Here is a 24,174-nt window from a genome sequence, read left to right as displayed (position 1 = left end):
TTGAAGGAGGTGATATGGACGAGATGCGACGCATCCAGGTTCTCTCACCGCGATTGGCCAACCAGATTGCCGCAGGTGAAGTCGTTGAGCGGCCGGCATCGGTCATTAAGGAGTTGGTTGAGAATGCCATCGATGCGGGCAGTCGGCGCATCGAGATCGAGCTGGAAGCCGGTGGCGCAAAGTTGATCCGCGTACGCGATGATGGTAGCGGGATTGCCGGTGATGACCTGCCGCTGGCACTGGCGCGTCATGCTACCAGCAAGATCGGGACGCTTGATGATCTTGAAGGCGTGGCGAGTCTGGGCTTTCGTGGTGAAGCCTTGGCCGCCGTAAGCTCAGTCTCACGGCTTGAATTGTTTTCCAATACTGAAGATGAACCTAGTGCCGGGTGGCGCGTGGTAGCCGAAGGGCGCGAGATGGCGTCACGTATTTCGCCTGCGCCGCATCCCCGTGGCACAACGGTCACGGTACGCGATCTCTTTTTTAACACGCCAGCGCGGCGCAAGTTTCTGCGTACCGAAAAGACCGAGCTTAACCACATCGAAGAAGGCTTTCGCCGGTTGGCCTTGTCCCGCTTCGATATCAGCTGGGTGCTACGGCATAACCAGAAAGTCGTGCATCAGTTACGTGCCGGTGAAGAGCGCGTGGCGAGGGAGCAGCGTCTGGCGAAGTTGCTGGGGCAAAGCTTTCTCAGCAATGCGCTGCATATCGATATGTCTGCTACGGGGTTACGGCTGTGGGGCTGGGTGGGGCTACCGACACATACTCGGGCGCAAGCCGATCAGCAATATTTCTTTGTTAATGGCCGCGTGATCAGGGACAAGCTTGTCGCGCATGCGGTACGTCAGGCTTATCGAGATGTGCTGTTCCACGGTAGACATCCGGTGTTTGTGCTTTATCTGGAGCTCGACCCGCTAGTCGTTGACGTCAATGTTCATCCTACCAAGCATGAAGTCCGCTTTCGTGATGCGCGTCTGGTGCATGATTTCCTGTTTTCGAGCCTGCACAAGGCACTTGCAGAAGTGCGCCCTAACAACGCGCGGGACAGCGAGGGGGAACGCGATATCTCAACGCAGGAAGCCTCTTCGCAGACGTCAAGCCAGCCTAGCTGGCAGCAGCAGCCAATGGCATTACGTGAAGGGAGCAGCTCAGATAGCGGTTCTTCTGCTTTCGGGTATGGGCGTCGTGACAGTGGCGGCGAACGTCCCGCAGCCGATCGCGTGCATGAGTTCATGGCCGGTTACCGGGCGCTTCACCCGGATCATGAATCTGCGCTACTCAATCCACAGGAGGCACATGATCAGCGGGTAAGTACACCTGATCAAGAGGCACCTGTGATGACGTCCGGAGGAGTGCCGCTACCTGATCAGGTGCCAGGTGAGGCGCCGCCACTGGGATATGCCATTGCTCAATTGCATGGCGTTTATATCCTCTCACAGACCACGCGCGGTATGGTCATCGTCGATATGCATGCTGCCCACGAGCGGATTACCTATGAGCGCATGAAGCAGCAGGTGCATCAGGGCCGGTTGGATGCTCAGCCGCTGCTTGTGCCGGTCTCACTTGCTGTAAGTGAAGCTGAAGTTGAGCGTGCTGAGCGTGAACGTGACGCCTTTGCACAGTTGGGCGTCGAGCTGGATGTGGCCGGGCCCGAGACGCTATTGGTACGACAATTGCCGGCTCTGCTGGCTCGGGCTGACGTCGAACCGCTAATTCGTGACATGCTGGCTGATCTTGAGCGCTACGGGCAGTCGGACCGAGTCACCGCCCATATCAATGAAATACTCTCGACCATGGCTTGTCACGGTAGCGTGCGCGCTAACCGTAAGCTGACGATAATGGAAATGAATGCATTGCTGCGTGATATGGAACGCACCGAGCGTAGCGGGCAATGTAACCATGGTCGCCCGACGTGGATCGAGCTCTCCATGAATGATCTCGATAAACTTTTTCTACGAGGGCAGTAGCCAGTGCCGCAAGCAGAAGAAATGCAGCACATCCAAACGAAGGGCCGTTTGCCTACCGCCGTGTTTCTGATGGGACCCACTGCATCGGGCAAGACCGACTGTGCGATAGCACTGCATGAACAGATGAATGCTGAGTTGATCAGCGTCGATTCGGCAATGGTCTATCGTGGCATGGATATCGGTACGGCCAAGCCTTCGCCCGCTGAGCTCGCGCGCGCACCGCATCGTCTGATCGATATCCGCGATCCTGCTGAGCCTTATTCGGCCGCCGACTTTCGCCGCGATGCGCTGGCCGAGATGTCTCGCATCAGCGCGGCAGGTAAAGTACCGGTATTGGTCGGTGGCACGATGCTCTATTTCAAGTTGCTGTTTGAAGGCGCAGCAGAACTGCCGGAGGCTGACGCAGGAGTGCGTGCGGAACTTGAAGCGCAGCGTGAACGTGAGGGGCTGCAGGCGCTTCACGCCGAGTTGTCAGCGGTTGATCCGACTTCGGCGGCGCGTATTCATGTCAATGACCCGCAGCGCTTGATGCGGGCATTGGAAGTCTATCGCCTCACTGGGCAGCCGCTGTCTGAACATTGGCAAAGGCAATCGCGTAGCATCTTTCCTTGGAACGTTGTGTCGATTGCTCTTGCGCCCAGTGATCGTGCCGTACTGCACAAACGCATTGAACATCGTTTTATTCAAATGCTTGAACTAGGCTTTTTAAGCGAAGTCAAAGCATTGCGCGCACGGAATGATCTACATTTAGCACTCCCTTCGATGAAAAGCGTAGGCTATCGTCAAGTATGGGAGCATCTTGAGGGTCATTATGACCTTGACCAGATGCAGATGCGCGGCATCATTGCCACTCGTCAGCTTGCCAAGCGGCAGCTTACGTGGCTGCGCAGCTGGCAGGGGGTTCATTGGGTCGATTCGACGCAGGAAGATATGCTCGACAAGGTATTGAAAATCGTGCGTGCAGGCAGCACTTAGCGTAAGATGCTCGGTCACGAACCGCGACGTCAAAGCGTCAAAACGTGGGCCGTTCTCGCGCACATTGTTGCGAAAAAAATCGATAACCACATCAAATAAACGAAATATATTTGGGAGAGCAACATGTCCAAAGGACAGTCCCTTCAAGATCCGTACTTGAATATCCTGCGCAAAGAGCGGATTCCGGTTTCTATCTTTCTGGTCAACGGCATCAAATTGCAGGGACAGATCGAGTCTTTCGATCAGTTCGTGATACTGCTGCGTAATACCGTTAGCCAGATGGTCTATAAGCACGCCATTTCCACGGTTGTGCCTTCCCGTAATGTCCGTTTGCCGGCTCAGGATCCCAATGCTCCTGCCGGTCCGGACGCTTGATTGTGAGGCGCTGATTGTTCTTCGAACGTCCCGATAGTGGAGAAGTTGCCGTCCTGGTGCATATTGATGTCCAGGACGCCAAGGAACCTGAAGATTCTTCCGAGTTCCTGGAGCTAGTCCGTTCTGCTGGGGCCGCGCCGGCTACCCTGATTCAGGGGAGTCGGCGTACGCCACACTCACGAACGTTCATCGGCGAGGGTAAGGTTGAGGAGCTGCGCGATGCGCTTCAAGCTCACCACGCCGAACTTGTCATTTTCAATCACACCCTAACGCCTTCTCAAGAGCGAAATCTGGAGCGAGAGCTGCAGTGTCGTGTGCTTGATCGTACCGGTCTGATTCTCGATATCTTTGCTCAGCGTGCCCGCACGCATGAGGGGAAATTGCAGGTTGAACTGGCGCAGCTCGAGTATATGTCGACACGCCTGGTTCGCGGCTGGACGCACCTTGAGCGCCAGAAAGGTGGGGTCGGGTTGCGTGGTCCGGGTGAAACCCAGCTTGAAACTGACCGCCGCTTATTGCGTGCGCGGGTCAAGGCTATTCACAAGCGTCTTGACAAGGTGCGTAGTCAGCGCAATCAGAGCCGTCGCGCCCGTAGCAGGGCCGAAATTCCTGCCGTGTCTTTGGTAGGTTATACCAACGCGGGCAAGTCGACGCTTTTTAATGCGTTGACCTCGTCCGATGTGTACGCAGCCAATCAGTTATTCGCGACATTGGACCCGACGCTCAGGCGCTTGGACATTCCAGATGTTGGCCCGATTGTCATGGCTGACACCGTAGGGTTCATACGACATTTGCCGCATAAACTTGTCGAAGCTTTTCGTGCCACGCTGGAAGAGGCTGCCGAGGCGAGCCTGCTTATCCATGTTATTGATGCGGGTGATCCCGAGAGGGACAGCCACATCGCTCAGGTCAATGCGGTACTAACCGAGATTGGGGCCAGTGAGGTGCCTAGACTGCTGGTCATGAACAAGATTGACCTGCTGGGCATGTCTCCACGGCTTGAGCGTGACGATCATGGCCATCCGGACACGGTCTGGCTCTCGGCCCGCGATGAGAGTGGGTTTGACCTGCTTGAACAAGCGCTTTCCGAGCGTTTGGCCGTAGACGTCCTCGATCTCTCTTTGACGCTTGCGCCTTCACAAGGATGGTTGCGCGCCCAATTGCACGAGCTCGATGCCGTTCGTGAGGAGAGTTACGACGAACAGGGCAAGACGGTTATCTCTATTCGGCTACCGCGTCGAGATTTCTTGCAATTGCTTGCCAGAGCTGGTGAAAATCCCCGAGATTATCTGCCTCCCGAAGACTTCAAGGAAGAATTCTGAGCGGCTGGGGCGTAACGCTCGCAATTACTGTCTAGTGGAGACAACGTATGGCTTGGAATGAGCCAGGTGGCAACAACCAGAAGGATCCTTGGGGCGGCGGTGGTCGCGGCAACGGGGGTAACAATGGTGGAGGGGGTAATAAACCCAATGGCCCTCCTGATCTGGATGAAACGTTGAAAAAGCTGCAGAACAAACTAAACGGCTTATTCAGCAAGCGTCGCAGTGGTGGCAATGACGATGGCAACAACAACGGGAATGGGGGTGGACGCAGTACGTTCATGCTGCCCGGGGTGCTTGTCATTGTTGCCATCGCGGTCTGGTTCGCATCAGGCTTTTATCTCGTTGACCAATCGGAGCGTGGTGTCGTACTGCGTTTCGGCAAATATCTGAATACGGTAAATCCTGGCTTGCATTGGAATGCGCCGATTGTGGATGACATCCGTACGGTTAACGTGACACAGGTGCGTTCCTTGACTCAGTCGGCGTCAATGTTGACCCAAGACGAAAATATCGTTCAGGTCAGGATGTCGGTGCAGTATCTGGTGTCCAATCCGCGTGATTTCGTGCTGCACGTTCAGTCACCGGAAATGAGCCTCGAGAATGCCCTCGACTCAGCTCTTCGTCACGAAGTGGGCGGCACCGATATGAATGAAATTCTGACGTCGGGACGCGAGCTGTTGTCAACCAACGTTAACCAGCGGCTACAGTCTTATCTCGATGCATACGGTATCGGCATTCAACTGCAGGCAGTTAACGTTGAGGGTACTTCTGCGCCTGATCAGGTGCAGGAAGCCTTTGATGATGTCATCAAGGCGCGTGAGGATCGTCAGCGTTCCATCAACGAGGCGCTGGCCTACGAGAATTCCATTTTGCCCCGAGCTCAAGGTGAGGCACAGCGTGTCATTGAGGAAGCCAAGGGGTACAAGGAATCAATTGTGGCTGAAGCTCAAGGTGATGCTAGCCGCTTTACCGATCTGATGCGTGAGTACGAAAAGGCACCTGCTGTGACACGTGAACGTCTCTATCTGGAAACGATGAGTGACGTCTTCAGTAAGACCAGCAAGGCATTGATCGATGTGGATCAAGGCAACTCCGTAATGTACTTACCGTTAGACAAGCTGGGCCAGGGTCGACAGACGCGTCCTGCACTCAATAATGATGACAGTCAGAATGTGGACACCGACCAGCTTGAGGCACTGTCTCAACGAGTAGTGGAACATATTCGTCAGAACGGTAGCGGTGCCATTCAACGGGAGGGCCGTCAATGATCAATAATCGTGCCTTGGTCATTATTGCGCTTCTTGCCATAGTGGCCTGGATTGCCAGCAGCAGCCTTTATATTGTCGATGAGACGGAAAAGGCCATCAAGCTGCGCTTCGGTGCCGTAGTGGAAGATAACATTCAGCCGGGCCTGCACTTCAAAGTACCGGTCTACAACACGGTGCGTACCTTTGATGCACGGGTTCTTACCGTTGATGCCAATGCCAGCCGTTATCTGACGCGAGAAAAGAAGGCGGTTATCGTTGATTCTTTCGTTAAGTGGAAAATTGTCGACCCGCGGCGCTTTTATGAGGCGACCACGGGTGATCGTCAAATGGCCGAGCGCTTGATTGCTCCTCGCGTGGATGAAGCGTTGCGTAATGCTTTTGGACGTCTTGAACTGACTCAGATCATCAGCGAACAGCGTGATGAAATGATCAATGATCCAAGAAAGCGTCTTGATGAAGCGATGCGTGAAGAATTAGGTGTCACCATCCTCGATATCCGCATCAAGCGCATCGAGCTGCCCAGTGAAGTTTCGCAGGCGGTTTATGAACGCATGCGCACCGAGCGCCATCGTGAAGCGCGTGAGTATCGTGCTCAGGGGCAGGAACAAGCTGAGAGAATTCGTGCTAATGCTGACCGCCAACGTCAAGTTATTCTGGCTCGTGCCCATCAGCAGTCCCAGACGCTACGTGGTGAAGGGGATGCCGCTGCTACAGCTATCTATGCGCAGGCATATCAGCAGGATGAAGAGTTCTTCCGTTTCTATCGTAGCCTTGAGGCTTATCGCGACAGTTTCAACGATAAGAGCGATTTGATGGTGTTGAGTCCGGACAGCGAGTTTTTCCGTTACTTCCATCAACCGAGCCTAGATACGGCACAATAAGGCTGATACCCCGTGAAAGGTGATTGTGCCTCGCGGGGTACATGAATTGGCAAAACATGATAGACTCTTGAAACCGGGCGTGGCCCGGTTTTTTTGTGGCTGTGATTTCCCTTTTGCACTATGCACAAGGCTGGTACCAGACGCTTTTCACATGGCTTACGATAAGTTTCACGTTGAGATAAGGCGATGTGCCTGTGCTTCAGGAACTATGGATTGCGCTGTGTCTGGTGGTGATAATCGAAGGGCTGTTACCTTTCGCAAGCCCAGCCGCCTATAAGCGCACAGTTCTTGGGATATCAACATTGCCCAATCGACAGTTACGTATGCTGGGCCTTGTGCTCATGCTTATCGGTACGGGCGCGATCTGGCTGATACGTTCATCGTGAAGCGTAGATTGCTATCCGTATCGTTTTTGACGTTGCACGTCTTTATTCTCTGGCAGGACAGGCCTAATGACGATTGCTGACCGCTGGCTGCTCCCCGATGGCATGGATGAAGTGCTGCCCCCGCAGGCGCTGCGTATGGAATCGCTGCGCCGGGCGCTGCTTGATCTCTATGATTGCTGGGGGTATGACCTGGTAGTACCGCCGCCGGTAGAGTTTCTTGACTCGCTGTTAACAGGCACCGGTACCGATTTAGAACTTCAGACTTTCAAGCTTACTGATCAGTTGACCGGCCGCATGATGGGCGCCAGTGCCGATGTCACGCCGCAGGTGGCACGTATGGATGCCCACTCTCTGCGCCGAGATGGGCCGGTAAGGCTCTGCTATTGCGCCCATGTGCTGCGCGCTCAGGCAGATGAGTATCAAGGGGGGCGCAGCCCGGTACAGGTTGGGCTTGAACTGTTTGGTCACGCAGGACTTGAAGCGGATATTGAAATTCTGCGTCTTGCCTTGTCGAGCCTGACCGTTGCCGGGGCTGAAGACATCCATCTGGCGCTTGGGCATATCGGCATCTACCGTGCGCTGGCTGAGGAAGCGGGGCTTGATGAGAATGACGAGCTTGCGCTGTTCGAAGCAGTAGAGCGAAAAAACCTGAGCGATGTAGATGCACTGGTAGCGCAATTCGTCAGCGATTCTGCATTGGCTGCCATGCTTTGTCATCTTCCCCGCTTGCATGGAGGGCATGATGTATTGGCACGTGCCCGAGAGGTATTTGCTGCCGCACCAGCTTCAGTAGCCGATGCGCTGAGTCAGCTGCTTGCTATTCAGGGCAGTATCAGTGAGATATTTCCCCACGTTTCGTTGTATTTTGATCTTGCTGAACTGCGAGGCTATCAATACCACACGGGGATGGTTTTTGCTGCTTATGTACCAGGTTATGGTCAGGCCTTGGCCAAGGGCGGTCGTTACGATGACACCGGCCGGGCGTTCGGTCGTCCACGGCCTGCGACTGGCTGCTCGATGGATTTAAAGATGCTGGCTTCGCTTGCTGAACAGGAGCCCCCATGTGATGGTATCTGGGCTCCGGCTCGTGAGGATGTTGCGCTTCGCATGAGAGTCGGCGAACTCAGGGCGGCTGGAGAACGTGTTGTCCAGGCGTTGCCTGGACAATCTACCAATGCCGCAGCTCACCGCTGCGATAGGGAACTGGTTGAGGTAGCAGGGCAGTGGCAGGTAGTCGCGCTGGGTGTGCAATAGCTGCCGTTGAGTTGCCACCTCTTCAATGTTTACAGAGCTACAGCTTGAGACGAATGCAATGGGCAAAAATGTCGTAGTACTTGGCACGCAGTGGGGCGATGAAGGCAAGGGCAAGGTCGTCGATCTGTTAACGGAGTCCGCCGCGGCGGTGGTGCGTTTCCAGGGGGGGCATAACGCCGGCCATACGTTGGTTATCGATGGCAAGAAGACGGTCCTCCATCTCATCCCTTCGGGCATCTTGCGCAATGACGTGACGTGCATCATTGGTAACGGTGTCGTGCTCTCTCCTGAGGCACTGATTAACGAGATCCGCGAGCTTGAGGCACAAGGCGTGCCGGTACGGGAACGCTTGCGTCTTTCGCCGGCCTGCCCGCTTATCCTGCCGTACCATGTTCAGCTTGATGTTGCACGGGAAAAGGCGCGGGGCGTCGCCAAAATTGGTACTACCGGGCGCGGTATCGGGCCTGCCTATGAAGATAAAGCAGCACGTCGCGGCCTGCGTCTTGGGGATATGCTTTATCGCGAGCGTTTTGCCAGCAAGCTTGGCGAAGTGCTGGATTATCATAACTTCGTTTTGCAGCACTACCATGGTGAAGCGCCGGTTGATTTTCAGCGGGTACTGGATCAGACCATGGCGATAGCCGAAGAGCTGCGTCCTATGGTGTGTGATACCGTCACGCTGGTGCATGATATCCGCAAGGCTGGTCATCACATCATGTTTGAAGGCGCCCAAGGGTCATTGCTTGATATTGACCACGGGACCTACCCATTCGTGACAAGCTCCAATACTACGGCAGGCGGCACTGCGACCGGCTCTGGTGTTGGTCCACTCTATCTGGATTATGTGTTGGGTATCACCAAGGCTTACACGACACGAGTAGGCTCTGGACCTTTCCCCACAGAGCTATTTGACCGGTTCGGACAACATTTGGCTGAGCGTGGCCATGAATTTGGTGCAACTACCGGGCGTGCCCGCCGCTGTGGCTGGTTCGATGCTGTAGCGTTGCGCCATGCGGTGCAGATAAATTCTGTCTCTGGGTTGTGCCTGACTAAGTTGGACGTGCTTGATGGGCTTGAGAATATTCGCGTCTGCGTCGGTTATCGCACCAAGGATGGCGACCTGATCGATAACCCGGTCGATTCAGAAGGTTATGAGGCAATCGAACCGGTTTATCACGACCTACCTGGATGGACTGAATCGACGCTCGGCATCAGGCACGTTGAAGACCTCCCTGCCAATGCGCGTTCCTATATTTCTTTCCTGGAGGCAGAGATTGGTGTCTCAATCGATATCATCTCTACTGGTCCCGACCGCAACGAAACTATCGTGCTGCGCAATCCTTTCGAGGGTTGATGCTCAAGCATAATAGAGGGTTGATGCTCAAGCATAATAAAAGCCGGCCTTGTGCCGGCTTTTTCGTATCTTGTCCCTCTGTTTGGTATCTTTGTTGGTTTGCTGGCCTTTCTTGGCAGCTATTGCCGAACGCACGTATGTTCGCAACGTGCGAAATGCAAATGACAATAATTTATATTAATAAATCGATCTTCGCCGAACGTGTCAAAAAAATTAACTATCAAGCTGATAAACGCCGGCTAGCTTCACTCTTCGTGCAATTAGGACTAAAATAGTCCTTAATCATGCAGGGGGTGAACCAGGCATGTTGAAACTATCGAAATTAAGTGATTACGCCGCTGTGGTTATGGCCCAAATCGCCCGTCATCCCAATGAATCGCATGCGGCCGCTGAGCTTGCCGATGACGTGGGGTTGCCTCGGCCAACAGTGAGCAAGACGCTAAAAATGCTGCTGCGCGCTGGTTTGTTGCAGTCGCGCCGTGGCGTGCAGGGCGGGTACCAATTGTCCCGCCCAGCTTCGCAAATTACCGTCAGCGATATTATCGCAGCGATTGATGGCCCAGTAGCTATGACAGAGTGCAGTCACGCGACAGGCGACTGTGATCTCGCCGCAACCTGTGGTGTTGCGGATAATTGGCAGAGAGTATCGATCGCCATACGCCAACTGCTGGATAGCGTGACGCTGGCGCACTTGGCGCAGACAACACCGATTAAATTGCCTATGCAACTGCCTATTCAGAGCGTATCGCTTGTGAACGTAGCTGAAGGCTGACCGATTTGAATTGTACCCGATGAGGGGGAGAGCACCATGGCAACTGAAGAAATGGAACAGCTCGTCCGTCGCGAATATAAGCAAGGCTTCGTGACTGACATTGAAAGTGAAACTGTACCGCCCGGTTTGGATGAAGATGTTATTGCGTTTATTTCGCAGAAGAAAGGTGAGCCGCAGTGGATGCTGGAGTGGCGTCTGGATGCCTATCATCAATGGCTGAAAATGACCTCGCCTGATTGGGCGCATCTGAATTATCCGCCGATAGATTATCAGGCTATTTCCTATTTCAGTGCACCCAAATCAAAAGATGATGCACCGAAAAGCTTGGATGAAGTCGATCCCAAGTTGCTCGAAACTTACGAGAAACTAGGCATTCCCTTGCACGAGCGTGCTGCACTGGCAGGCGTTGCCGTTGATGCGGTATTCGATTCAGTTTCGGTTACCACAACCTTCAAGGATAAGCTGCACGAAGCGGGCGTGATTTTCTGCTCTATTTCTGAAGCGATCCGTGAGCATCCGGAGCTGGTCAAAAAATATCTGGGTACAGTCGTACCCAAGGGCGATAACTACTTCGCTGCGCTGAATTCAGCGGTGTTCACCGATGGGTCATTCGTCTATGTGCCGGAAGGTGTCGAATGCCCAATGGAGCTATCGACCTATTTCCGTATCAACGCTGCCAATACCGGTCAGTTCGAGCGTACGTTAATTATCTGTGAAAAACAGGCACAGGTATCGTATCTCGAAGGCTGCACCGCGCCCATGCGTGATGAGAACCAGCTGCACGCCGCTGTAGTCGAGTTGGTGGCGCTTGAGGATGCCTATATCAAGTATTCCACGGTGCAGAACTGGTATCCGGGGGATGAAGATGGCAAGGGCGGTATCTATAACTTCGTGACCAAGCGCGGTGACTGCCGTGGCGACCGTTCTAAAATCACCTGGACTCAGGTGGAAACCGGGTCGGCGATTACCTGGAAGTATCCTTCCTGCTTGTTACGTGGTGATGGCAGTGTCGGCGAGTTCTACTCCGTTGCTGTAACCAATGGTCGTCAGCAAGCCGATACCGGCACCAAGATGATTCACATCGGCAAGGATACCAAGTCGACAATCGTCGCCAAAGGGATTGCGGCAGGCAAAAGTGATCAGGCCTACCGTGGACTGGTCAAGATTATGCCGCGTGCCAAGAATGCGCGTAATTTCACGCAGTGTGATTCCTTGTTGATCGGCGATCGTTGCGGAGCGCACACGTTCCCATACCAGGAAATCAGCAACTCGAGTGCGATGGTTGAGCACGAAGCGACGACATCCAAGATCGGTGATGATCAGCTGTTCTATTGCCGTCAGCGCGGTATAGACGAAGAAGACGCAGTCAATATGATCGTCAATGGTTTCTGCAAGGATGTCTTCCAGGAGCTGCCGATGGAGTTTGCCGTCGAGGCCGAGGCGTTGCTGAGCGTGACGCTCGAAGGCTCGGTGGGCTGATTGGTACGGCTATAAGCCACTGTTCATGACAATGGATATAACCTTGCTCGCCTTTACGCGAGCAAGTTCAAGATGAATTCTGCGGAGCCTACGTTCGGCTTCGCCAAGCATTTAAGGTCGAAGAATCATGCTCGAGATCAAGAATCTGCACGCTACGGTAGAAGGTAACGAAATCCTTAAAGGCGTGAACCTGACCATCAATCCGGGCGAAGTGCATGCCATCATGGGGCCCAATGGCGCCGGCAAGTCTACCTTGTCTGCGGTATTGGCCGGGCGTGACGGTTACGAAGTAAGTGAAGGAACCATCACTTTCGATGGCAAGGATCTACTTGAGCTGGAAGTTGAAGAACGCGCTCAGGCGGGCCTTCTGATGGGCTTTCAGTATCCGGTCGAGATTCCCGGCGTCAAGAACATCTATCTACTCAAGGCCGCACTCAATGCTCAGCGCGAAGCGCGTGGTGAGGGTGATATACCTGCGCCGGAGTTCATGAAGCTGGTCAAGGAACAGATTGCGTTCATGAAGATGGACCCCAGTTTCCTGCAGCGTGCTGTCAACGAAGGGTTCTCCGGCGGCGAGAAGAAGCGTAACGAGATCCTGCAGATGTTGATTCTGCAGCCCAAGCTGGCGCTGCTCGATGAGATCGACTCGGGTCTCGATATCGATGCGATGAAAGTGGTGGCCGAAGGTATCAACTCGCTGCGTAATAGCCAGCGTTCGATTCTGCTGGTAACGCACTACCAGCGCCTGCTGGACTACATTACGCCCGATCATGTTCATGTACTGGTCGATGGCCGTATCGTCAAGTCCGGTGACAAGTCTTTAGCCCATGAGCTTGAGGCTCGTGGTTATGAATGGATTCTGGAGGAATCTGCTGCATGAGTGCACCCGATACCTTTCTCAATCGGTTGACTGAGTATGTCTCTTCCGCTGTCGACGAGCCTAGCTGGATTGCCGCTCGCCGGCAGGCAGGTGCTGCACGTTTTGAAGCGCTGGGTTTTCCGACCCGTCGTCACGAAGCGTGGAAATACACCGATGTCAGCCGCATTGCCAACGGCGAATTTGCGCTGCCAAAGGACGCGGAGCTCAGCGCTGAGCGTTTTGATGCGTTGCGTCTGAACTTTGATGCTCATCGTCTGGTATTTGTCGATGGCCTATTGTCCGAGACGCTTTCTGACATAGGCGCTTTGCCCGACGGCATCAGTGTCGAGCCGCTTTCAAAGGCGCTGATCGATAATCATGAGGCGGTGGGTGGTCAGTTGGGTCGGCTTGCCAACGTGGATTTTTCCCCCTTTGCGGCACTCAACACAGCGTTCGCTCATGAAGGCGCGGTGATTCGTCTAGATGCAGGCAAGGTGATTGAAAAGCCGATTTATCTGCTGTTCTTCTCTCGCAGTGGATCGCCAGTAATGAGTCATCCACGGGTATTGATATCGGCTGGCGCCAATAGCGAAGCGATGGTCGTCGAGCATTATGTCGGCGAGCAGGATGCGGCTAATTTTACCAACGTGATCAGCGAAGTGTTCCTCGATCGCGGCGCAAACCTGACGCATTACAAGTTGCAGGAAGCAGCACAGAGCGAGTTCCATGTCTCTAGTCTGCATGTTGATCAGAGCCGTGAAAGCAATTTCGCTTCACACAATCTGAATCTGGGCGGCGCTCTGGTACGTAATGATCTTGTTTGCGATCTCAATGGTGAAAATGCTGAGACTGCACTATGGGGATTGTTCTTCGGGCAGGAGCGCCAGCACGTCGATAACCATACCCAGGTCAATCACAACTCGCCTCGGACGTTCTCTAACGAGAACTACAAGGGCATTCTGGGAGGACGCGCACGAGGCGTTTTCAACGGCCGGGTTTATATCAAGCGTGATGCACAGCAAGTGCGCGGTTATCAGAGCAACGCCAACCTGTTGTTATCGGATCGTGCCGAGATCGACACCAAGCCAGAGCTTGAGATTTATGCCGATGACGTGCAGTGCTCGCATGGCGCCACTACCGGCCAACTCGACGAGAACGCGGTATTCGCCCTGCGTGCCCGCGGTATTGACGAGCAGACAGCCCGTGGCCTGCTGACACTGGCCTTTGCCAATGAGGTGATGGAGGCAACGCGGTTGCCGGAAGTCGCTGAGCGTGTCGAGCGTGCTGTGGCTGGCAAGCTGCCTGAACGTTTCAACCTTGAAGGTCTGGTGGAGGTGTCCGAGTAATGACCGTCGCGAACGATCTCATCCTCGATGTCGAACAGGTGCGCAAGGAGTTTCCTATTCTTGCCCGTCAGGTGCACGACGGTAAGCCGTTGATCTATCTCGACAGCGCCGCGACAAGCCAGACACCGCAGGCTGTGATCGATACGCTCGACGATTATTATCATCGTTACAACGCCAACATCCACCGTGGTTTGCATACGCTATCCGAGGAGGCCACTGGGGCTTATGAACACGCGCGCGATACCGTGCGCGAGTTCATTAATGCCGAGAGCATCCGTGAAGTGATCTTTACGCGGGGGACGACGGAGGCCATTAACCTGGTGGTGCATAGCTGGGGCCGGAGTCAGCTCAAGGCGGGCGATGAAGTGATGATCTCTTATATGGAGCATCATTCTAACATTGTGCCCTGGCAAATGTTGGCCAATGAATTAGGTGTCACGCTTAAAGTCATTCCGGTCGATGAGCGTGGCGTGCTTGATCTCGATGCTTATGAGCACATGTTTACCGAGCGCACACGACTGGTTGCGGTGGCGCATGTGTCAAATGCCTTGGGTACGATTAATCCCATCAAGCAATTGGCGAGGATTGCGCATGACAAAGGTGCCTTGATCCTTGTGGATGGTGCCCAGGCGGTGCCGCACCAGCGTGTCGATGTTGCCGATCTCGATGCCGATTTTTATGCGTTCTCCGGCCATAAGATGTACGGTCCGACGGGTGTTGGTGTCTTATACGGCAAGGCGGAGCTGCTTGAGGCGATGCCGCCGTGGCAGGGCGGGGGAGAGATGATCAAGACGGTAAGTTTTGATCAAGGCACGACTTATGCCGAGCTGCCGCACAAGTTCGAAGCTGGTACACCTGCTATCGCTGAAGTGATCGCACTGGAACGAGCGATTCGTTGGCTGACAGGGCTTCATTTCGAGCTGGTCAATGACTGGGAGCATCGCCTGCTTGAGCATGCCACTGAGCGCATGCTGGCGATTGATGGAATGAGGATCATTGGTCAAGCTCCTGAGAAATCGGGTGTCATTTCATTTTTGGTCGATGGTGCCCATGCACAGGATATTGGCCTGCTGATCGATCAATTTGGGGTGGCGATCCGTACCGGTAATCATTGTGCCCAACCGCTGCTGCATAGCTTCGGCGTTGATGCGACCTGCCGTGCATCGTTTGGCGTTTACAATACACTTGAAGAAGTCGATCAATTTGTCGATGCCTTAAACCGTGTGCTGGTTATGGTGCGCTGAGATTAAAGACTACGTTGATACGTGATGGACGATGCAATGTGTAGCTTGATGGAGAGACGATGAGTCAGCTCGAATCCCTTTACAAGGGACAGCAGCTTCCCTTGCAGCGTGACGTCGAAGCGATTTCAATTCCCTTCGGCAAAACGGTGACCTTAAACGAGGATACTGTTGCCCAAGTTATGCAGGCGATGGGAAGCTCGGTCAGTATAGCGGTTGAAGGACGGCTATATCTGATTGAAGGGCATAATCTCGATGCGTTTGGTCTTGAGGCTGCTGCACGACCGACACTTGATGAACATGCCTCTGATGAAGAGTTGGAGGCTTTTGTCTGGGAGCAGCTTCGCACCTGTTTTGATCCGGAGATCCCGGTCAATATCGTGGAGTTGGGGCTGGTGTACGGATGTCGCATCGATACGCTGCTATCCGGCGAGAAGATGGTCAACATCCGTATGACATTGACCGCACCGGGATGTGGCATGGGCGATGTTATTGCAGAAGATGCTCGCCACAAGATTCTCGGCGCTCCCCAGGTCAAGAAAGTGCATATCGAGATCGTTTTCAGTCCTCCATGGTCGCGCGAAATGATGAGCGAAGAAGCGCGTCTTGAACTGGGCATGTTCTAAGGATGGCTTGTTGTTCGCTAGCCCTCTCGTTAAGCTAGCGCGAACTCATGGAAGCCTTTCATATAAGCTTTTCATCTGTGTAGCGCTAGGTAAGGTCACGATAACGTGATCATGATGCCGGTGAGTATTTTCTCTGGGTAGGAGACGGCATGTTCCGCTTTCTCAAGACGCTTGCTTACAGCGTGTTGGGTCTTGTTTGCAGTATTTTTATTGCTGTGGTTGTGATCAATACATGGGTGTGGGGAGCCACACGTGATCGTATCCAGAGCGATGTAATGCTATGCGAGCCAGCCTCCATTGGTATCGTGTTTGGCACCTCCTATGGATTACGCGGAGGTGGGGCCAACCCGTATTACAATGCGAGATTGGATACTGCTGCGCATTTACTGCGGCTCCATCGTATCCAGCACCTGCTTCTCTCCGGCGATAATCATACTCGTTACTACAACGAACCTGTCTACATGTGGCGTGATCTGAAAAAACGCAATGTCGCTACAGAGCGCATGACGCTCGACTATGCCGGGTTCAGTACGTTCGATACGCTAGTACGCGCCAAGAAGGTCTTCGGGCTTCATCGAGTCGTATTGATCACTCAGCAATGGCATTTACCACGCGCCTTGTTCATCGCCGATGAGGTGGGGCTAAACGCCAGCGGATGTGCTGCACAGCCCAGCCGGGCACGTCTTGATTTCAATCTGCATGTGCGGGAGTGGTTGGCGACCGTGGGGATGGTAGGTGATCTTTATATCTGGGGGCGTCAACCTCACTTTCTCGGTCCCAAAGTTATATTGCCTGAATAAAAAAGCCGCCTGACCAAGCGGCTTTTTTCGCGGCAATCCACTCATTATCAGTGTCTTTCCATGTTATCCGCGGCGATGACGAATACGAGGGCGCTTCTGTCCTTGCAATCGATAGAGTTCGCGAATAAGCGTGCGGCAATTGCGCCACAGACTTTCCATGACAGGCTCCATCTCTTCGGGCAGGGGGTGGGTGAAGGCAGTCGAAAGCGCCTGCATCAGCACACGTTCCTGTTCGAGGAGCTCATTAATCAGTACTTGACTGTCATTCCCAACAAAGCTCTTTAGACGGCTCCACAACCAAAGATAATCATCACGCTCGACATCCGCGTCACGCGGTAACAGGTTCAAATGTTTGCGCGTCAATTTTTGTAATTCGCTGAGGTACTCACGGCGTTCATCGAAATGCTTGCGCAGCACATCAAGCACCGGCTCGTTTAAACGAGTCAGATTATCCTGGAAATAGTCGAGGCTGTCGGCTAGCGCCTCGAGCAGGCTGTCTATCGCCGCTTGGCGATTGTCGAGAAACATGAGCGGTCACCTCCGGTGACGCTGATTGTGAAGGCGCAAGCGCCATTTTGCCAGTTCAGAATAAATTTAGCGTACCTGGAAATATCACCCTTTGGGACGTGGCGGTACCTTGTTTACAGGCGCAGCATGCTTTTCCAGATGCTCGATGATCAGTCCGGCAACGTCTTTTCCCGTAGAAGTTTCAATGCCTTGAAGACCAGGTGATGAGTTAACTTCCATAATGACTGGACCATGATTGGAGCGCAGCAGATCAACCCCGGCGACACGCAGCCCCATGGCCTTGGCCGCACGAATGGCCGTTGAACGTTCTTCCGGAGTAATACGGATACTCGTGGCGCTGCCGCCGCGATGAAGATTGGAGCGAAACTCGCCTTCTGCCGCTTGGCGTTTCATCGAGGCGACAATTTTGTCGCCGACAACGAAGCAGCGAAGATCAGCGCCTTTAGCTTCCTTGATATATTCCTGCACCATGATGTTGGCTTTCATGCCCATGAACGCCTGAATCACGCTTTCAGCCGCCTGATTGGTCTCGGCCAATACGACGCCAATGCCTTGAGTCCCTTCAAGCAGTTTGATGACCAGTGGGGCGCCCTTGACCATTTTGATCAGATCGGGAATATCATCCGGCGAGTGGGCAAAACCTGTGACGGGCAGGCCCAGTCCCTTGCGTGACAGTAGCTGCAGGGAACGAAGCTTGTCACGTGAACGTGTAATGCCGACCGAATCATTTAAAACGTAAGTGCCCATCATCTCGAACTGACGTAGCACGGCACAGCCATAAAACGTGACTGATGCACCGATACGCGGGATTACGGCGTCGAATGTCTCTAACTCTTCGCCCTTATAATGAATGGAGGGCCGATGAGAAGTAATGTTCATATAGCAGCGCAGCGTATCGATGATACGTATAGTATGACCGCGCTGTTCCGCCGCCTCGACAAGCCGGCGCGTGGAATACAGGGTGCTGTTACGCGAGAGTAAAGCGATATGCATAGCCAATCCTTACGGAATCAGGGCGCGCCGTGGAGAAAAGAGGTACCTGGTGCAACAAGCAAGCGCCGCATTGCACGCCGTCCCAACAACATGGGGTGGCGCATCTCGTTGCGGTCGACGAGAGTTAGCTCAATATTGTAACTGAGTGGGCCAAGCTGCATCGGTGTTTGAATGACATAACGCCATTCACTGACCCCGTTGGAGCTGCGAACTTTACGTCGGTCATGTATGGGTAGAGTAAAACGCCTTGCATTTTCTTCCTTTTCATCGCCTGTCCAAGTGGTGAATGAAACCCAGCACTGATCGTCTGATTCGACGATCTCGATATCTTCGGCGTGCAGAGCCGAAGTATGGGCGCCAGTATCTATCTTGCAGACCAGCGTCAGGTCGAGTTCGGGTAAGGTGACCATCTCACGCCGTCCGATAATGGCGCGTGGTTCATAAGGCAATGCAGTCATATATTCAGCTTCTGGTTAATGCTTTGAGGCGTCGGCCAATAGTGGAATCGGGTGCTGCTTGGCGCAGCGTCATCAATACGGGAATACGCAGGCGTGGCACCATCGCGAGGTCTCGTGCCAGGGCGGAAAATTGTGTATCCGACCCCTGGGCTGCAAGATCAAGAAAGCGGGGAAGACGCTCGCCATGCTCAAGGTGGTGCCAGCCACGTGCTGCACATGCTGCCAGCAGTTCGCTATCGGCATGTGTCGCTTGCATAAGCAAGTCATCCATCCAGTCACTGGCGCGTGCGTTGGCACTGCTTATCGCCGCTCGTAGACAAGCATAGAATACTTTTGTGTCATGCTCAGCCCTGGCCTGCTCGCCGCGTTGGCGCAGCGCGTCAATTAAGCCATCGATCATGGGCGGGACGTGTTCAAGGCAGTAGCAGAGTGCCACGAGGGCTTCTGCAGGTAACTCAGGCAACCGTAAAGCAATATCGACGTCGTGTTGTGCCTGGCGACGGACCACGAAATCGGCTATCCCTTGCCAACTCAATGCTGGCCAATGGTCGAGTTGCTGCTGGCCGGTGAAGTAACTATCGGCAAGTTCCCAGTGCGTGCTGGCCGGCCTGTTCATATCATGGCTGGCTCGGGCGGTGAACATGGCGCGAAAGGTCGGCTCCGGTGTAAAGGCAAGCGGATTGTCTTGCATGAGATTGTCGACCTGCGCGGTGTCGGCAATAGTAGGGGCTAGCGCACTACGCCCCAAGGTTTCCAGCAAACGTTGAAGAAACGCATCTCGCAGCGCCGGTGAAAGAAAACCTTGCTCGTCAAGTGGAAGGGCAAGGAACCAGACGGCAGGATCATCACTGTCAGCGCGAGGTGAAAAAATTATCGCGAGACGGGCCTCGAGCCGCCAGGGAGATTCCCAGGCAATATGGCCTTGTTCGAACTCATGCAGATGTTCGAGTGAGCAAGGTACAACGCGTCGGCCCATATGATAGAGGCGGGGCGTGATCGCAGCGCGTTGAAAAAATTCGTACAGTGTATTAATCGCTTGCATGACTCGTCGCTAGAATCTTGAGTGACGTTGTTCGAACGGCGGGCGGGCAATGTAACGTGTCGAGCCACGGCTTGCCAGTCTCAAACGTGCACTGGTGAAAATTTGTGCAATCTTTCTCGCGGCCCATCAATAAAGGGCTCGACGATGTTGTCCCAGAGTTATTCACACCTTCATGCAACCAATCTGTGTATGAATCGCGCACGATAAAATTACATTTCAATGGAGAGCATATGACCCAGCATCAGGAGCTTCGTGAGGCACTTTCTAATTTGGAAGCGGCGCTGCAAGCTGCCGATTTATGGACAATAGTCCAGCCCGAAGCCAAGGCGTTTGAAAGTACCCAACCCTTCTGCATCGATACCATGACATTGCCGCAATGGTTGCGCTTTCTGCTGGTGCCGCGGCTCTGGTCATTGATCGATGCCAAGGCAACGTTACCTACAAACTCTCAGATCGCCCCAGCTGCGGAAGTTTATATGCAAGATTATAGCTTAGGAGCACGCCAGAGCGTGGTCGGGGCGCTCCAGAAGCTTGACCGTGTGATGAACGAGGGCGGAAGGAGCTGAATGAAGATGGGGTATTACTTCGCCTACGGTAGCAACATGAACGAGGCACGTATGCAGGCACGTGTCGGTGGCACACGACGAGCGCTTGCAGGACGGCTTGAACATTGGGAACTGACCTTCGATAAGGCTTCACGCGTGGCTGGATTATCGCATGCCAATGTACGCCCTGCTGCGGGGCATCATGTTGAGGGTGTGCTTTACGAACTGGTCGAAGATGCGCAGATTTCATTGATGGACCCTTTTGAGGGTTACCCAGTCGAGTACGATCGCCAGTTGATGGTGATTGAGAGCAGGGAAGGGCCGATCGAAGCCTGGGTGTATATCGCCTCGGCGGCCCGGACCGGAGAGAGGCTCAGGCCAGCGCAGGAATACATGCACCATCTGCTTGCCGGCCGAGCGTTTCTCAGTGAATCCTATCACGCAAAGTTGCAGGCTCAGCCCAGCGTCGAGGCGCTCAGTGACGAGACTCTGTCGATGCTGGGGCTGACGCGTTTGGCTTAGCGATAGCAGCGTCTATGACCGGCTCCTGTCGCCGGCTGTATCACGCGGCTGGGTCAGCCAGCCGATGATCAGGCCGATGAGTGCCGGCACTATCCAGCCGGCATCCTGCATGCCCAGCGGCAGCCGGATCTTGATTGCTGTCGCCGGAACGGAGAGCGCGGCGATTCCGGTCGCTGATAGACCATCGAGCAGGCTGACCAGCAGCGTTAATCCCATGGCCCAGCAGAATACCGGGCGAGGTGCGCGCATGAAGCGGCGCAGAAACGACAGCGCAATTAGCACGATGGCGAGCGGGTAGAGCGCAACCAGAACCGGTACCGAGACCTGAATCAGCGCAGTGAGCCCCTGATTGGCGATCACCGCGCTGATGACGCCGAGGGCTATTACCGTGCCGCGATAGGGCAGCTTCGGAATCAGGCGATGGAAATACTCTCCGCACGAGGTCAATAGACCCACGGCGGTGGTCAGGCACGCCAGCACGATGATCACCCCGAGCAGCAGCGGTCCGGTCGTACCAAACAGCGCATGGACATACTGGCGGATCAACTGGCCTTCGCCTGCCTCTGGCGCCACGCTGTGACTGGTGGCCCCCATGTAGGTCAACGGCAGATAGACGCATGCCAGGCAGAGGCCAGCGATCAGCCCGGCATAGAGGGTATAGCGGGTTAGCGCCGCCTTGTCACTGATTCCTCGGGCCTTGACGGCGGTGACAATCAGGATGCCGAATACCATCGAGGCGAGAGTATCCATGGTCAGGTAGCCTTGCTGGAAGCCGCGGCTGAACGGAGCATTCTGCCAGTCCGACTTGGTCGGCCCCAGTGGTCCTTGGGGATCGATCACGGTGGCGACGGCAATGATCATCAACAGAGCAATCAGAGCGGGCGTGATCCATTTGCCGATCACGTCGACCAGGCGGCCGGGAATGAGCGCAAGAATCACTGCCACGGTGAAGAATAACGCGGTGAAAAGCATCAGCCCCACGTTATGGGACAGCGAGATGAACGGCACCACGCCAATTTCGAAGGCGACGGTAGCGGTTCTTGGCAGGGCAAACATCGGACCAATGCTCAGGTAGATCGCCAAGCCGAACAGCGCCGCGGCGATTTTAGGCAGTGGCGACACCATTTTATCCAGCCCACCACCTATTACTGCAACTGCAACAATACCCAGTACTGGTAAGCCTACACCGGTGGCTAAAAATCCTAGTGCTGCAGGCCAGTAGGCCACGCCGGCACTTTGACCGACTTGAGGTGGGAAAATAATATTGCCGGCGCCTAGAAACAGCGCGAAGGTCATGAAACCCAGCGCCAGTACATCTGTGAAGGACAATCTGGACAAGGAACTATCTCGTGTTCAGCGGAAATGAATGACGACCGTCGAGCGGCGTTAACGTCGAAGTGGGACAGGCGAGATTATCGCCAATCATGTCCGGGCTGACAAAAGGCAATCGCCTATGACGGCGATAGGCTGAAAGGAAATGCAGAGTGTACGAGCGAGAAATGCAAAGCGCGCGGTCCATAAGCGAGCCGCGCGCGTGTTATGACGTCACGACAACGTATCAGAAGCGGTAGCTGATCCCACCCATGACGATGATAGGGTTGATATCGACATGCTCGCTATCCACGGCCGCGCTACCGCTTTTAACGGTCGCTTTCGAGTTGATATCGAGATACCACACGCCGAGATTGGCGGCCCAGTGGTCATTGATCAGCAGGTCAACGCCGGCCTGGGCGGCCCAGCCCCAGGAATCGTCCATATCCAGACTCAGGCCGGCGGCATCGACCTCCTCACCGGAGAATCGTGTGTAATTGACACCGGCACCAATATAGGGCTGAACCTGGGCTGCGCTACCTCCCAATGGGTAGTACTGCAGGGTGAACGTTGGCGGCAGATGCTTGGTGGAGGCGTCTACGCCATTGCTGAGATGGATGTCATGCTTGAAACGCTGCGGCGCGGCGAGCAATTCGACCCCCCATTGGTCGAGAAAACGATAGCCCAGCGTGAACGCTGTGCCGGTTTCGCTATCAACATCGACCTCGCCACCTGCCAGCTGGCCGCCACCGCCGGTAGGCTCGACCTTGGCCACGCCCACACGGGTATAGAGATCGCCCTGACCGTAAGCCCAAGCATGGGTGGTAGACAGACTGCACGTGGCCAGTAACGCAGCGATTGCGTATTTCGACATGCTCATTTCGTTCTCCTTGATGACCCGTCCGTTTCATTTTTTTAAATAATCGAAACGGACATGCTAAATGGACCGTGTCCGATGTCCTGGCGATCAAGCTAACGAGCGTTTCGCTACGCTGAAATGTGGTAATTCGTCGCAGTTATAACCACACGCTTAGTGCGGGCATTGTTGGGGTGTGGCGTGTTGTCGCACAGTGCTTATGTGACTTTTTTCCGACGCAAATGAAAGAAGCCGGCCCTAGGGCCGGCTTCTGCTTACTGCTTCTAGCAAAATGCTATTTAGAAACGGAAGCTCACACCACCGCCGATGGTCAATGGGTTGATATTGATGTTGTTGCGACCGCTGTTGTTCACGTCACTGTCGAGATCGGTGTACTGCGCGAAGCCGTTGATCGCCCAGTTCTGAGTAACATTCAGATCGACACCGACCTGACCCACCCAGCTCCAGGTATCGCTGTCAAGTTTGGCACCATCGTTGAGGCGCTGGCTTGAGAACTTGGTGTAATTCACACCACCACCAACATAAGGCTGAACCTTGGCATCAGTGCCGCCCAGTGGGTAGTACTGCGCTACCAAGTTGTAAGGACGCGCCTTGAACGAACCGTTATCGTCGATATCATAACGCTCACGGCCACCAGTGCTCAGTTCAACGCCCACCTGATCCATTGGCATATAGCCCACAGCGCCGCTCCAGCTATGAGTATCGTCGATATTGCCAGTGCCAGTAGCGGTGTTTTTTGTAACATCACCGCGAACAAAGACATCGCCTTGACCATATGCCAGAGCAGACTGAGCGGCGAATGCAGCAGTACCAGCGAGCAGAGTAGCGGAAAGTACTTTTGTCAGTTTCATGAATATCTCCTTGCAATGGGCGAAGCGCCCTTTGTCATCACTTTTTTTTCGATTAGGGAACGCTGTTTCCTAACGCTTGAAACAACTATAGGAAACACTGTTTGATTTGTCACATGGTTTTTTATTGGTTTTTGTAATCGAA

25 protein-coding genes are annotated in these 24,174 nt (G+C 54.3%); 18 read left to right on the top strand and 7 right to left on the bottom strand.

From position 1 onward, the window contains the following. Positions 1-14 precede the first annotated feature (14 nt). The 16 genes from mutL (at position 15) to C3Z11_RS14350 (ending at position 16,905) form a co-directional block, all read left to right on the top strand. On the top strand, positions 15-1,967 hold the full coding sequence (gene mutL / locus C3Z11_RS14425; RefSeq protein WP_106478654.1) for a DNA mismatch repair endonuclease MutL: 1,953 nt from the start codon (positions 15-17) through the stop codon (positions 1,965-1,967). Positions 1,968-1,988: 21 nt separating this feature from the next. Further along, positions 1,989-2,942, top strand: a complete 954-nt coding sequence (gene miaA, locus C3Z11_RS14420; protein ID WP_106478653.1) for a tRNA (adenosine(37)-N6)-dimethylallyltransferase MiaA — start codon at positions 1,989-1,991, stop codon at positions 2,940-2,942. Positions 2,943-3,065: 123 nt separating this feature from the next. Continuing rightward, on the top strand, positions 3,066-3,317 hold the full coding sequence (hfq, locus tag C3Z11_RS14415) for an RNA chaperone Hfq (RefSeq protein ID WP_106478652.1): 252 nt from the start codon (positions 3,066-3,068) through the stop codon (positions 3,315-3,317). A 14-nt stretch (positions 3,318-3,331) separates the two neighbouring features. After that, positions 3,332-4,639, top strand: coding sequence for a ribosome rescue GTPase HflX (gene hflX, locus C3Z11_RS14410; protein ID WP_106478651.1), 1,308 nt, complete (start codon positions 3,332-3,334; stop codon positions 4,637-4,639). Between the two features lie 47 nt (positions 4,640-4,686). After that, a complete protein-coding gene (gene hflK / locus C3Z11_RS14405) occupies positions 4,687-5,907 on the top strand; it encodes an FtsH protease activity modulator HflK (RefSeq protein WP_106478650.1) in 1,221 nt (406 codons plus the stop codon). Beyond that, a complete protein-coding gene (hflC, locus tag C3Z11_RS14400; protein ID WP_106478649.1) occupies positions 5,904-6,788 on the top strand; it encodes a protease modulator HflC in 885 nt (294 codons plus the stop codon). Before hflK ends, hflC begins: the two co-directional genes overlap by 4 nt. A gap of 188 nt (positions 6,789-6,976) precedes the next feature. Next, positions 6,977-7,174 (top strand): DUF2065 domain-containing protein, encoded by a 198-nt coding sequence (locus C3Z11_RS17320; protein WP_394810216.1) that lies wholly within the window; start codon positions 6,977-6,979, stop codon positions 7,172-7,174. 66 nt (positions 7,175-7,240) lie between these two features. Continuing rightward, a complete protein-coding gene (locus C3Z11_RS14390) occupies positions 7,241-8,428 on the top strand; it encodes an ATP phosphoribosyltransferase regulatory subunit (RefSeq protein ID WP_106478647.1) in 1,188 nt (395 codons plus the stop codon). Positions 8,429-8,486: 58 nt separating this feature from the next. Then, positions 8,487-9,782, top strand: a complete 1,296-nt coding sequence (locus C3Z11_RS14385) for an adenylosuccinate synthase (RefSeq protein WP_106478646.1) — start codon at positions 8,487-8,489, stop codon at positions 9,780-9,782. Positions 9,783-10,086: 304 nt separating this feature from the next. Beyond that, positions 10,087-10,554 (top strand): SUF system Fe-S cluster assembly regulator, encoded by a 468-nt coding sequence (locus tag C3Z11_RS14380; RefSeq protein ID WP_106478645.1) that lies wholly within the window; start codon positions 10,087-10,089, stop codon positions 10,552-10,554. A 36-nt stretch (positions 10,555-10,590) separates the two neighbouring features. Next, positions 10,591-12,033: a Fe-S cluster assembly protein SufB gene (sufB, locus tag C3Z11_RS14375; RefSeq protein ID WP_106478644.1), complete on the top strand. Its 1,443-nt coding sequence runs from the start codon at positions 10,591-10,593 to the stop codon at positions 12,031-12,033. Between the two features lie 127 nt (positions 12,034-12,160). Then, complete coding sequence (gene sufC / locus C3Z11_RS14370) at positions 12,161-12,913, top strand: Fe-S cluster assembly ATPase SufC (protein ID WP_106478643.1); 753 nt, start codon at positions 12,161-12,163, stop codon at positions 12,911-12,913. Continuing rightward, positions 12,910-14,238, top strand: coding sequence for a Fe-S cluster assembly protein SufD (gene sufD / locus C3Z11_RS14365; protein ID WP_106478642.1), 1,329 nt, complete (start codon positions 12,910-12,912; stop codon positions 14,236-14,238). Before sufC ends, sufD begins: the two co-directional genes overlap by 4 nt. Then, entirely contained in the window at positions 14,238-15,482 is a 1,245-nt protein-coding gene (locus C3Z11_RS14360; RefSeq protein WP_106478641.1) for an aminotransferase class V-fold PLP-dependent enzyme, read from the top strand. Before sufD ends, C3Z11_RS14360 begins: the two co-directional genes overlap by 1 nt. A gap of 59 nt (positions 15,483-15,541) precedes the next feature. Next, positions 15,542-16,105 carry a putative Fe-S cluster assembly protein SufT gene (gene sufT / locus C3Z11_RS14355; protein ID WP_106478640.1) on the top strand — a complete coding sequence of 188 codons (564 nt, stop codon included), beginning with the start codon at positions 15,542-15,544 and terminating at the stop codon, positions 16,103-16,105. Positions 16,106-16,254: 149 nt separating this feature from the next. Beyond that, positions 16,255-16,905, top strand: coding sequence for a SanA/YdcF family protein (locus C3Z11_RS14350; protein ID WP_106478639.1), 651 nt, complete (start codon positions 16,255-16,257; stop codon positions 16,903-16,905). Between the two features lie 63 nt (positions 16,906-16,968). Here C3Z11_RS14350 and C3Z11_RS14345 read toward each other — a convergent pair whose 3' ends face one another. The 4 genes from C3Z11_RS14345 to C3Z11_RS14330 all read right to left on the bottom strand — a co-directional run bounded on the left by C3Z11_RS14345 (position 16,969) and on the right by C3Z11_RS14330 (position 19,926). Next, the gene (locus C3Z11_RS14345) at positions 16,969-17,433 is read right to left on the bottom strand and encodes a hypothetical protein (RefSeq protein WP_106478638.1); all 465 of its coding nucleotides are present in this window, start codon (positions 17,431-17,433) and stop codon (positions 16,969-16,971) included. 84 nt (positions 17,434-17,517) lie between these two features. Continuing rightward, entirely contained in the window at positions 17,518-18,426 is a 909-nt protein-coding gene (gene rimK, locus C3Z11_RS14340; protein ID WP_106478637.1) for a 30S ribosomal protein S6--L-glutamate ligase, read from the bottom strand. Positions 18,427-18,443: 17 nt separating this feature from the next. Continuing rightward, entirely contained in the window at positions 18,444-18,884 is a 441-nt protein-coding gene (locus C3Z11_RS14335; RefSeq protein ID WP_106478636.1) for an ATP-dependent zinc protease family protein, read from the bottom strand. A gap of 4 nt (positions 18,885-18,888) precedes the next feature. Next, the gene (locus tag C3Z11_RS14330; RefSeq protein WP_106478635.1) at positions 18,889-19,926 is read right to left on the bottom strand and encodes a DUF3549 family protein; all 1,038 of its coding nucleotides are present in this window, start codon (positions 19,924-19,926) and stop codon (positions 18,889-18,891) included. A gap of 230 nt (positions 19,927-20,156) precedes the next feature. Between C3Z11_RS14330 and C3Z11_RS14325 the strand changes: the two genes are divergently transcribed. After that, a complete protein-coding gene (locus tag C3Z11_RS14325) occupies positions 20,157-20,492 on the top strand; it encodes a YqcC family protein (protein WP_106478634.1) in 336 nt (111 codons plus the stop codon). A gap of 6 nt (positions 20,493-20,498) precedes the next feature. Further along, positions 20,499-20,993, top strand: a complete 495-nt coding sequence (locus tag C3Z11_RS14320; RefSeq protein WP_106479057.1) for a gamma-glutamylcyclotransferase family protein — start codon at positions 20,499-20,501, stop codon at positions 20,991-20,993. A gap of 12 nt (positions 20,994-21,005) precedes the next feature. On the opposite strand, the gene brnQ is transcribed toward C3Z11_RS14320, so the two are convergent. From brnQ to C3Z11_RS14305, 3 genes are all read right to left on the bottom strand, one after another. Then, positions 21,006-22,331: a branched-chain amino acid transport system II carrier protein gene (gene brnQ / locus C3Z11_RS14315; RefSeq protein ID WP_106478633.1), complete on the bottom strand. Its 1,326-nt coding sequence runs from the start codon at positions 22,329-22,331 to the stop codon at positions 21,006-21,008. 220 nt (positions 22,332-22,551) lie between these two features. Next, positions 22,552-23,178 carry an OmpW/AlkL family protein gene (locus C3Z11_RS14310; RefSeq protein WP_106479056.1) on the bottom strand — a complete coding sequence of 209 codons (627 nt, stop codon included), beginning with the start codon at positions 23,176-23,178 and terminating at the stop codon, positions 22,552-22,554. 281 nt (positions 23,179-23,459) lie between these two features. Further along, entirely contained in the window at positions 23,460-24,032 is a 573-nt protein-coding gene (locus tag C3Z11_RS14305) for an OmpW/AlkL family protein (protein ID WP_106478632.1), read from the bottom strand. Positions 24,033-24,174 lie beyond the last annotated feature (142 nt).

The organism is Phytohalomonas tamaricis (genome assembly GCF_003012345.1).
Classification (GTDB): Bacteria; Pseudomonadota; Gammaproteobacteria; order Pseudomonadales; family Halomonadaceae; genus Phytohalomonas; species Phytohalomonas tamaricis.
This window is presented reverse-complemented; position numbering and strand designations above follow the sequence as displayed.

Excerpts from the sequence above, each read along its gene's own strand:
- mutL (WP_106478654.1), top strand. The coding sequence starts at position 15 with ATGGACGAGATGCGACGCATCCAGGTTCTCTCACCGCGATTGGCCAAC.
- miaA (WP_106478653.1), top strand. The coding sequence starts at position 1,989 with ATGCAGCACATCCAAACGAAGGGCCGTTTGCCTACCGCCGTGTTTCTG.
- hfq (WP_106478652.1), top strand. The coding sequence starts at position 3,066 with ATGTCCAAAGGACAGTCCCTTCAAGATCCGTACTTGAATATCCTGCGC.
- hflK (WP_106478650.1), top strand. The coding sequence starts at position 4,687 with ATGGCTTGGAATGAGCCAGGTGGCAACAACCAGAAGGATCCTTGGGGC.
- hflC (WP_106478649.1), top strand. The coding sequence starts at position 5,904 with ATGATCAATAATCGTGCCTTGGTCATTATTGCGCTTCTTGCCATAGTG.
- C3Z11_RS14390 (WP_106478647.1), top strand. The coding sequence starts at position 7,241 with ATGACGATTGCTGACCGCTGGCTGCTCCCCGATGGCATGGATGAAGTG.
- C3Z11_RS14385 (WP_106478646.1), top strand. The coding sequence starts at position 8,487 with ATGGGCAAAAATGTCGTAGTACTTGGCACGCAGTGGGGCGATGAAGGC.
- C3Z11_RS14380 (WP_106478645.1), top strand. The coding sequence starts at position 10,087 with ATGTTGAAACTATCGAAATTAAGTGATTACGCCGCTGTGGTTATGGCC.
- sufB (WP_106478644.1), top strand. The coding sequence starts at position 10,591 with ATGGCAACTGAAGAAATGGAACAGCTCGTCCGTCGCGAATATAAGCAA.
- sufC (WP_106478643.1), top strand. The coding sequence starts at position 12,161 with ATGCTCGAGATCAAGAATCTGCACGCTACGGTAGAAGGTAACGAAATC.
- sufD (WP_106478642.1), top strand. The coding sequence starts at position 12,910 with ATGAGTGCACCCGATACCTTTCTCAATCGGTTGACTGAGTATGTCTCT.
- C3Z11_RS14360 (WP_106478641.1), top strand. The coding sequence starts at position 14,238 with ATGACCGTCGCGAACGATCTCATCCTCGATGTCGAACAGGTGCGCAAG.
- sufT (WP_106478640.1), top strand. The coding sequence starts at position 15,542 with ATGAGTCAGCTCGAATCCCTTTACAAGGGACAGCAGCTTCCCTTGCAG.
- C3Z11_RS14350 (WP_106478639.1), top strand. The coding sequence starts at position 16,255 with ATGTTCCGCTTTCTCAAGACGCTTGCTTACAGCGTGTTGGGTCTTGTT.
- C3Z11_RS14345 (WP_106478638.1), bottom strand. The coding sequence starts at position 17,433 with ATGTTTCTCGACAATCGCCAAGCGGCGATAGACAGCCTGCTCGAGGCG.
- rimK (WP_106478637.1), bottom strand. The coding sequence starts at position 18,426 with ATGCATATCGCTTTACTCTCGCGTAACAGCACCCTGTATTCCACGCGC.
- C3Z11_RS14335 (WP_106478636.1), bottom strand. The coding sequence starts at position 18,884 with ATGACTGCATTGCCTTATGAACCACGCGCCATTATCGGACGGCGTGAG.
- C3Z11_RS14330 (WP_106478635.1), bottom strand. The coding sequence starts at position 19,926 with ATGCAAGCGATTAATACACTGTACGAATTTTTTCAACGCGCTGCGATC.
- C3Z11_RS14325 (WP_106478634.1), top strand. The coding sequence starts at position 20,157 with ATGACCCAGCATCAGGAGCTTCGTGAGGCACTTTCTAATTTGGAAGCG.
- C3Z11_RS14320 (WP_106479057.1), top strand. The coding sequence starts at position 20,499 with ATGGGGTATTACTTCGCCTACGGTAGCAACATGAACGAGGCACGTATG.
- C3Z11_RS14310 (WP_106479056.1), bottom strand. The coding sequence starts at position 23,178 with ATGTCGAAATACGCAATCGCTGCGTTACTGGCCACGTGCAGTCTGTCT.
- C3Z11_RS14305 (WP_106478632.1), bottom strand. The coding sequence starts at position 24,032 with ATGAAACTGACAAAAGTACTTTCCGCTACTCTGCTCGCTGGTACTGCT.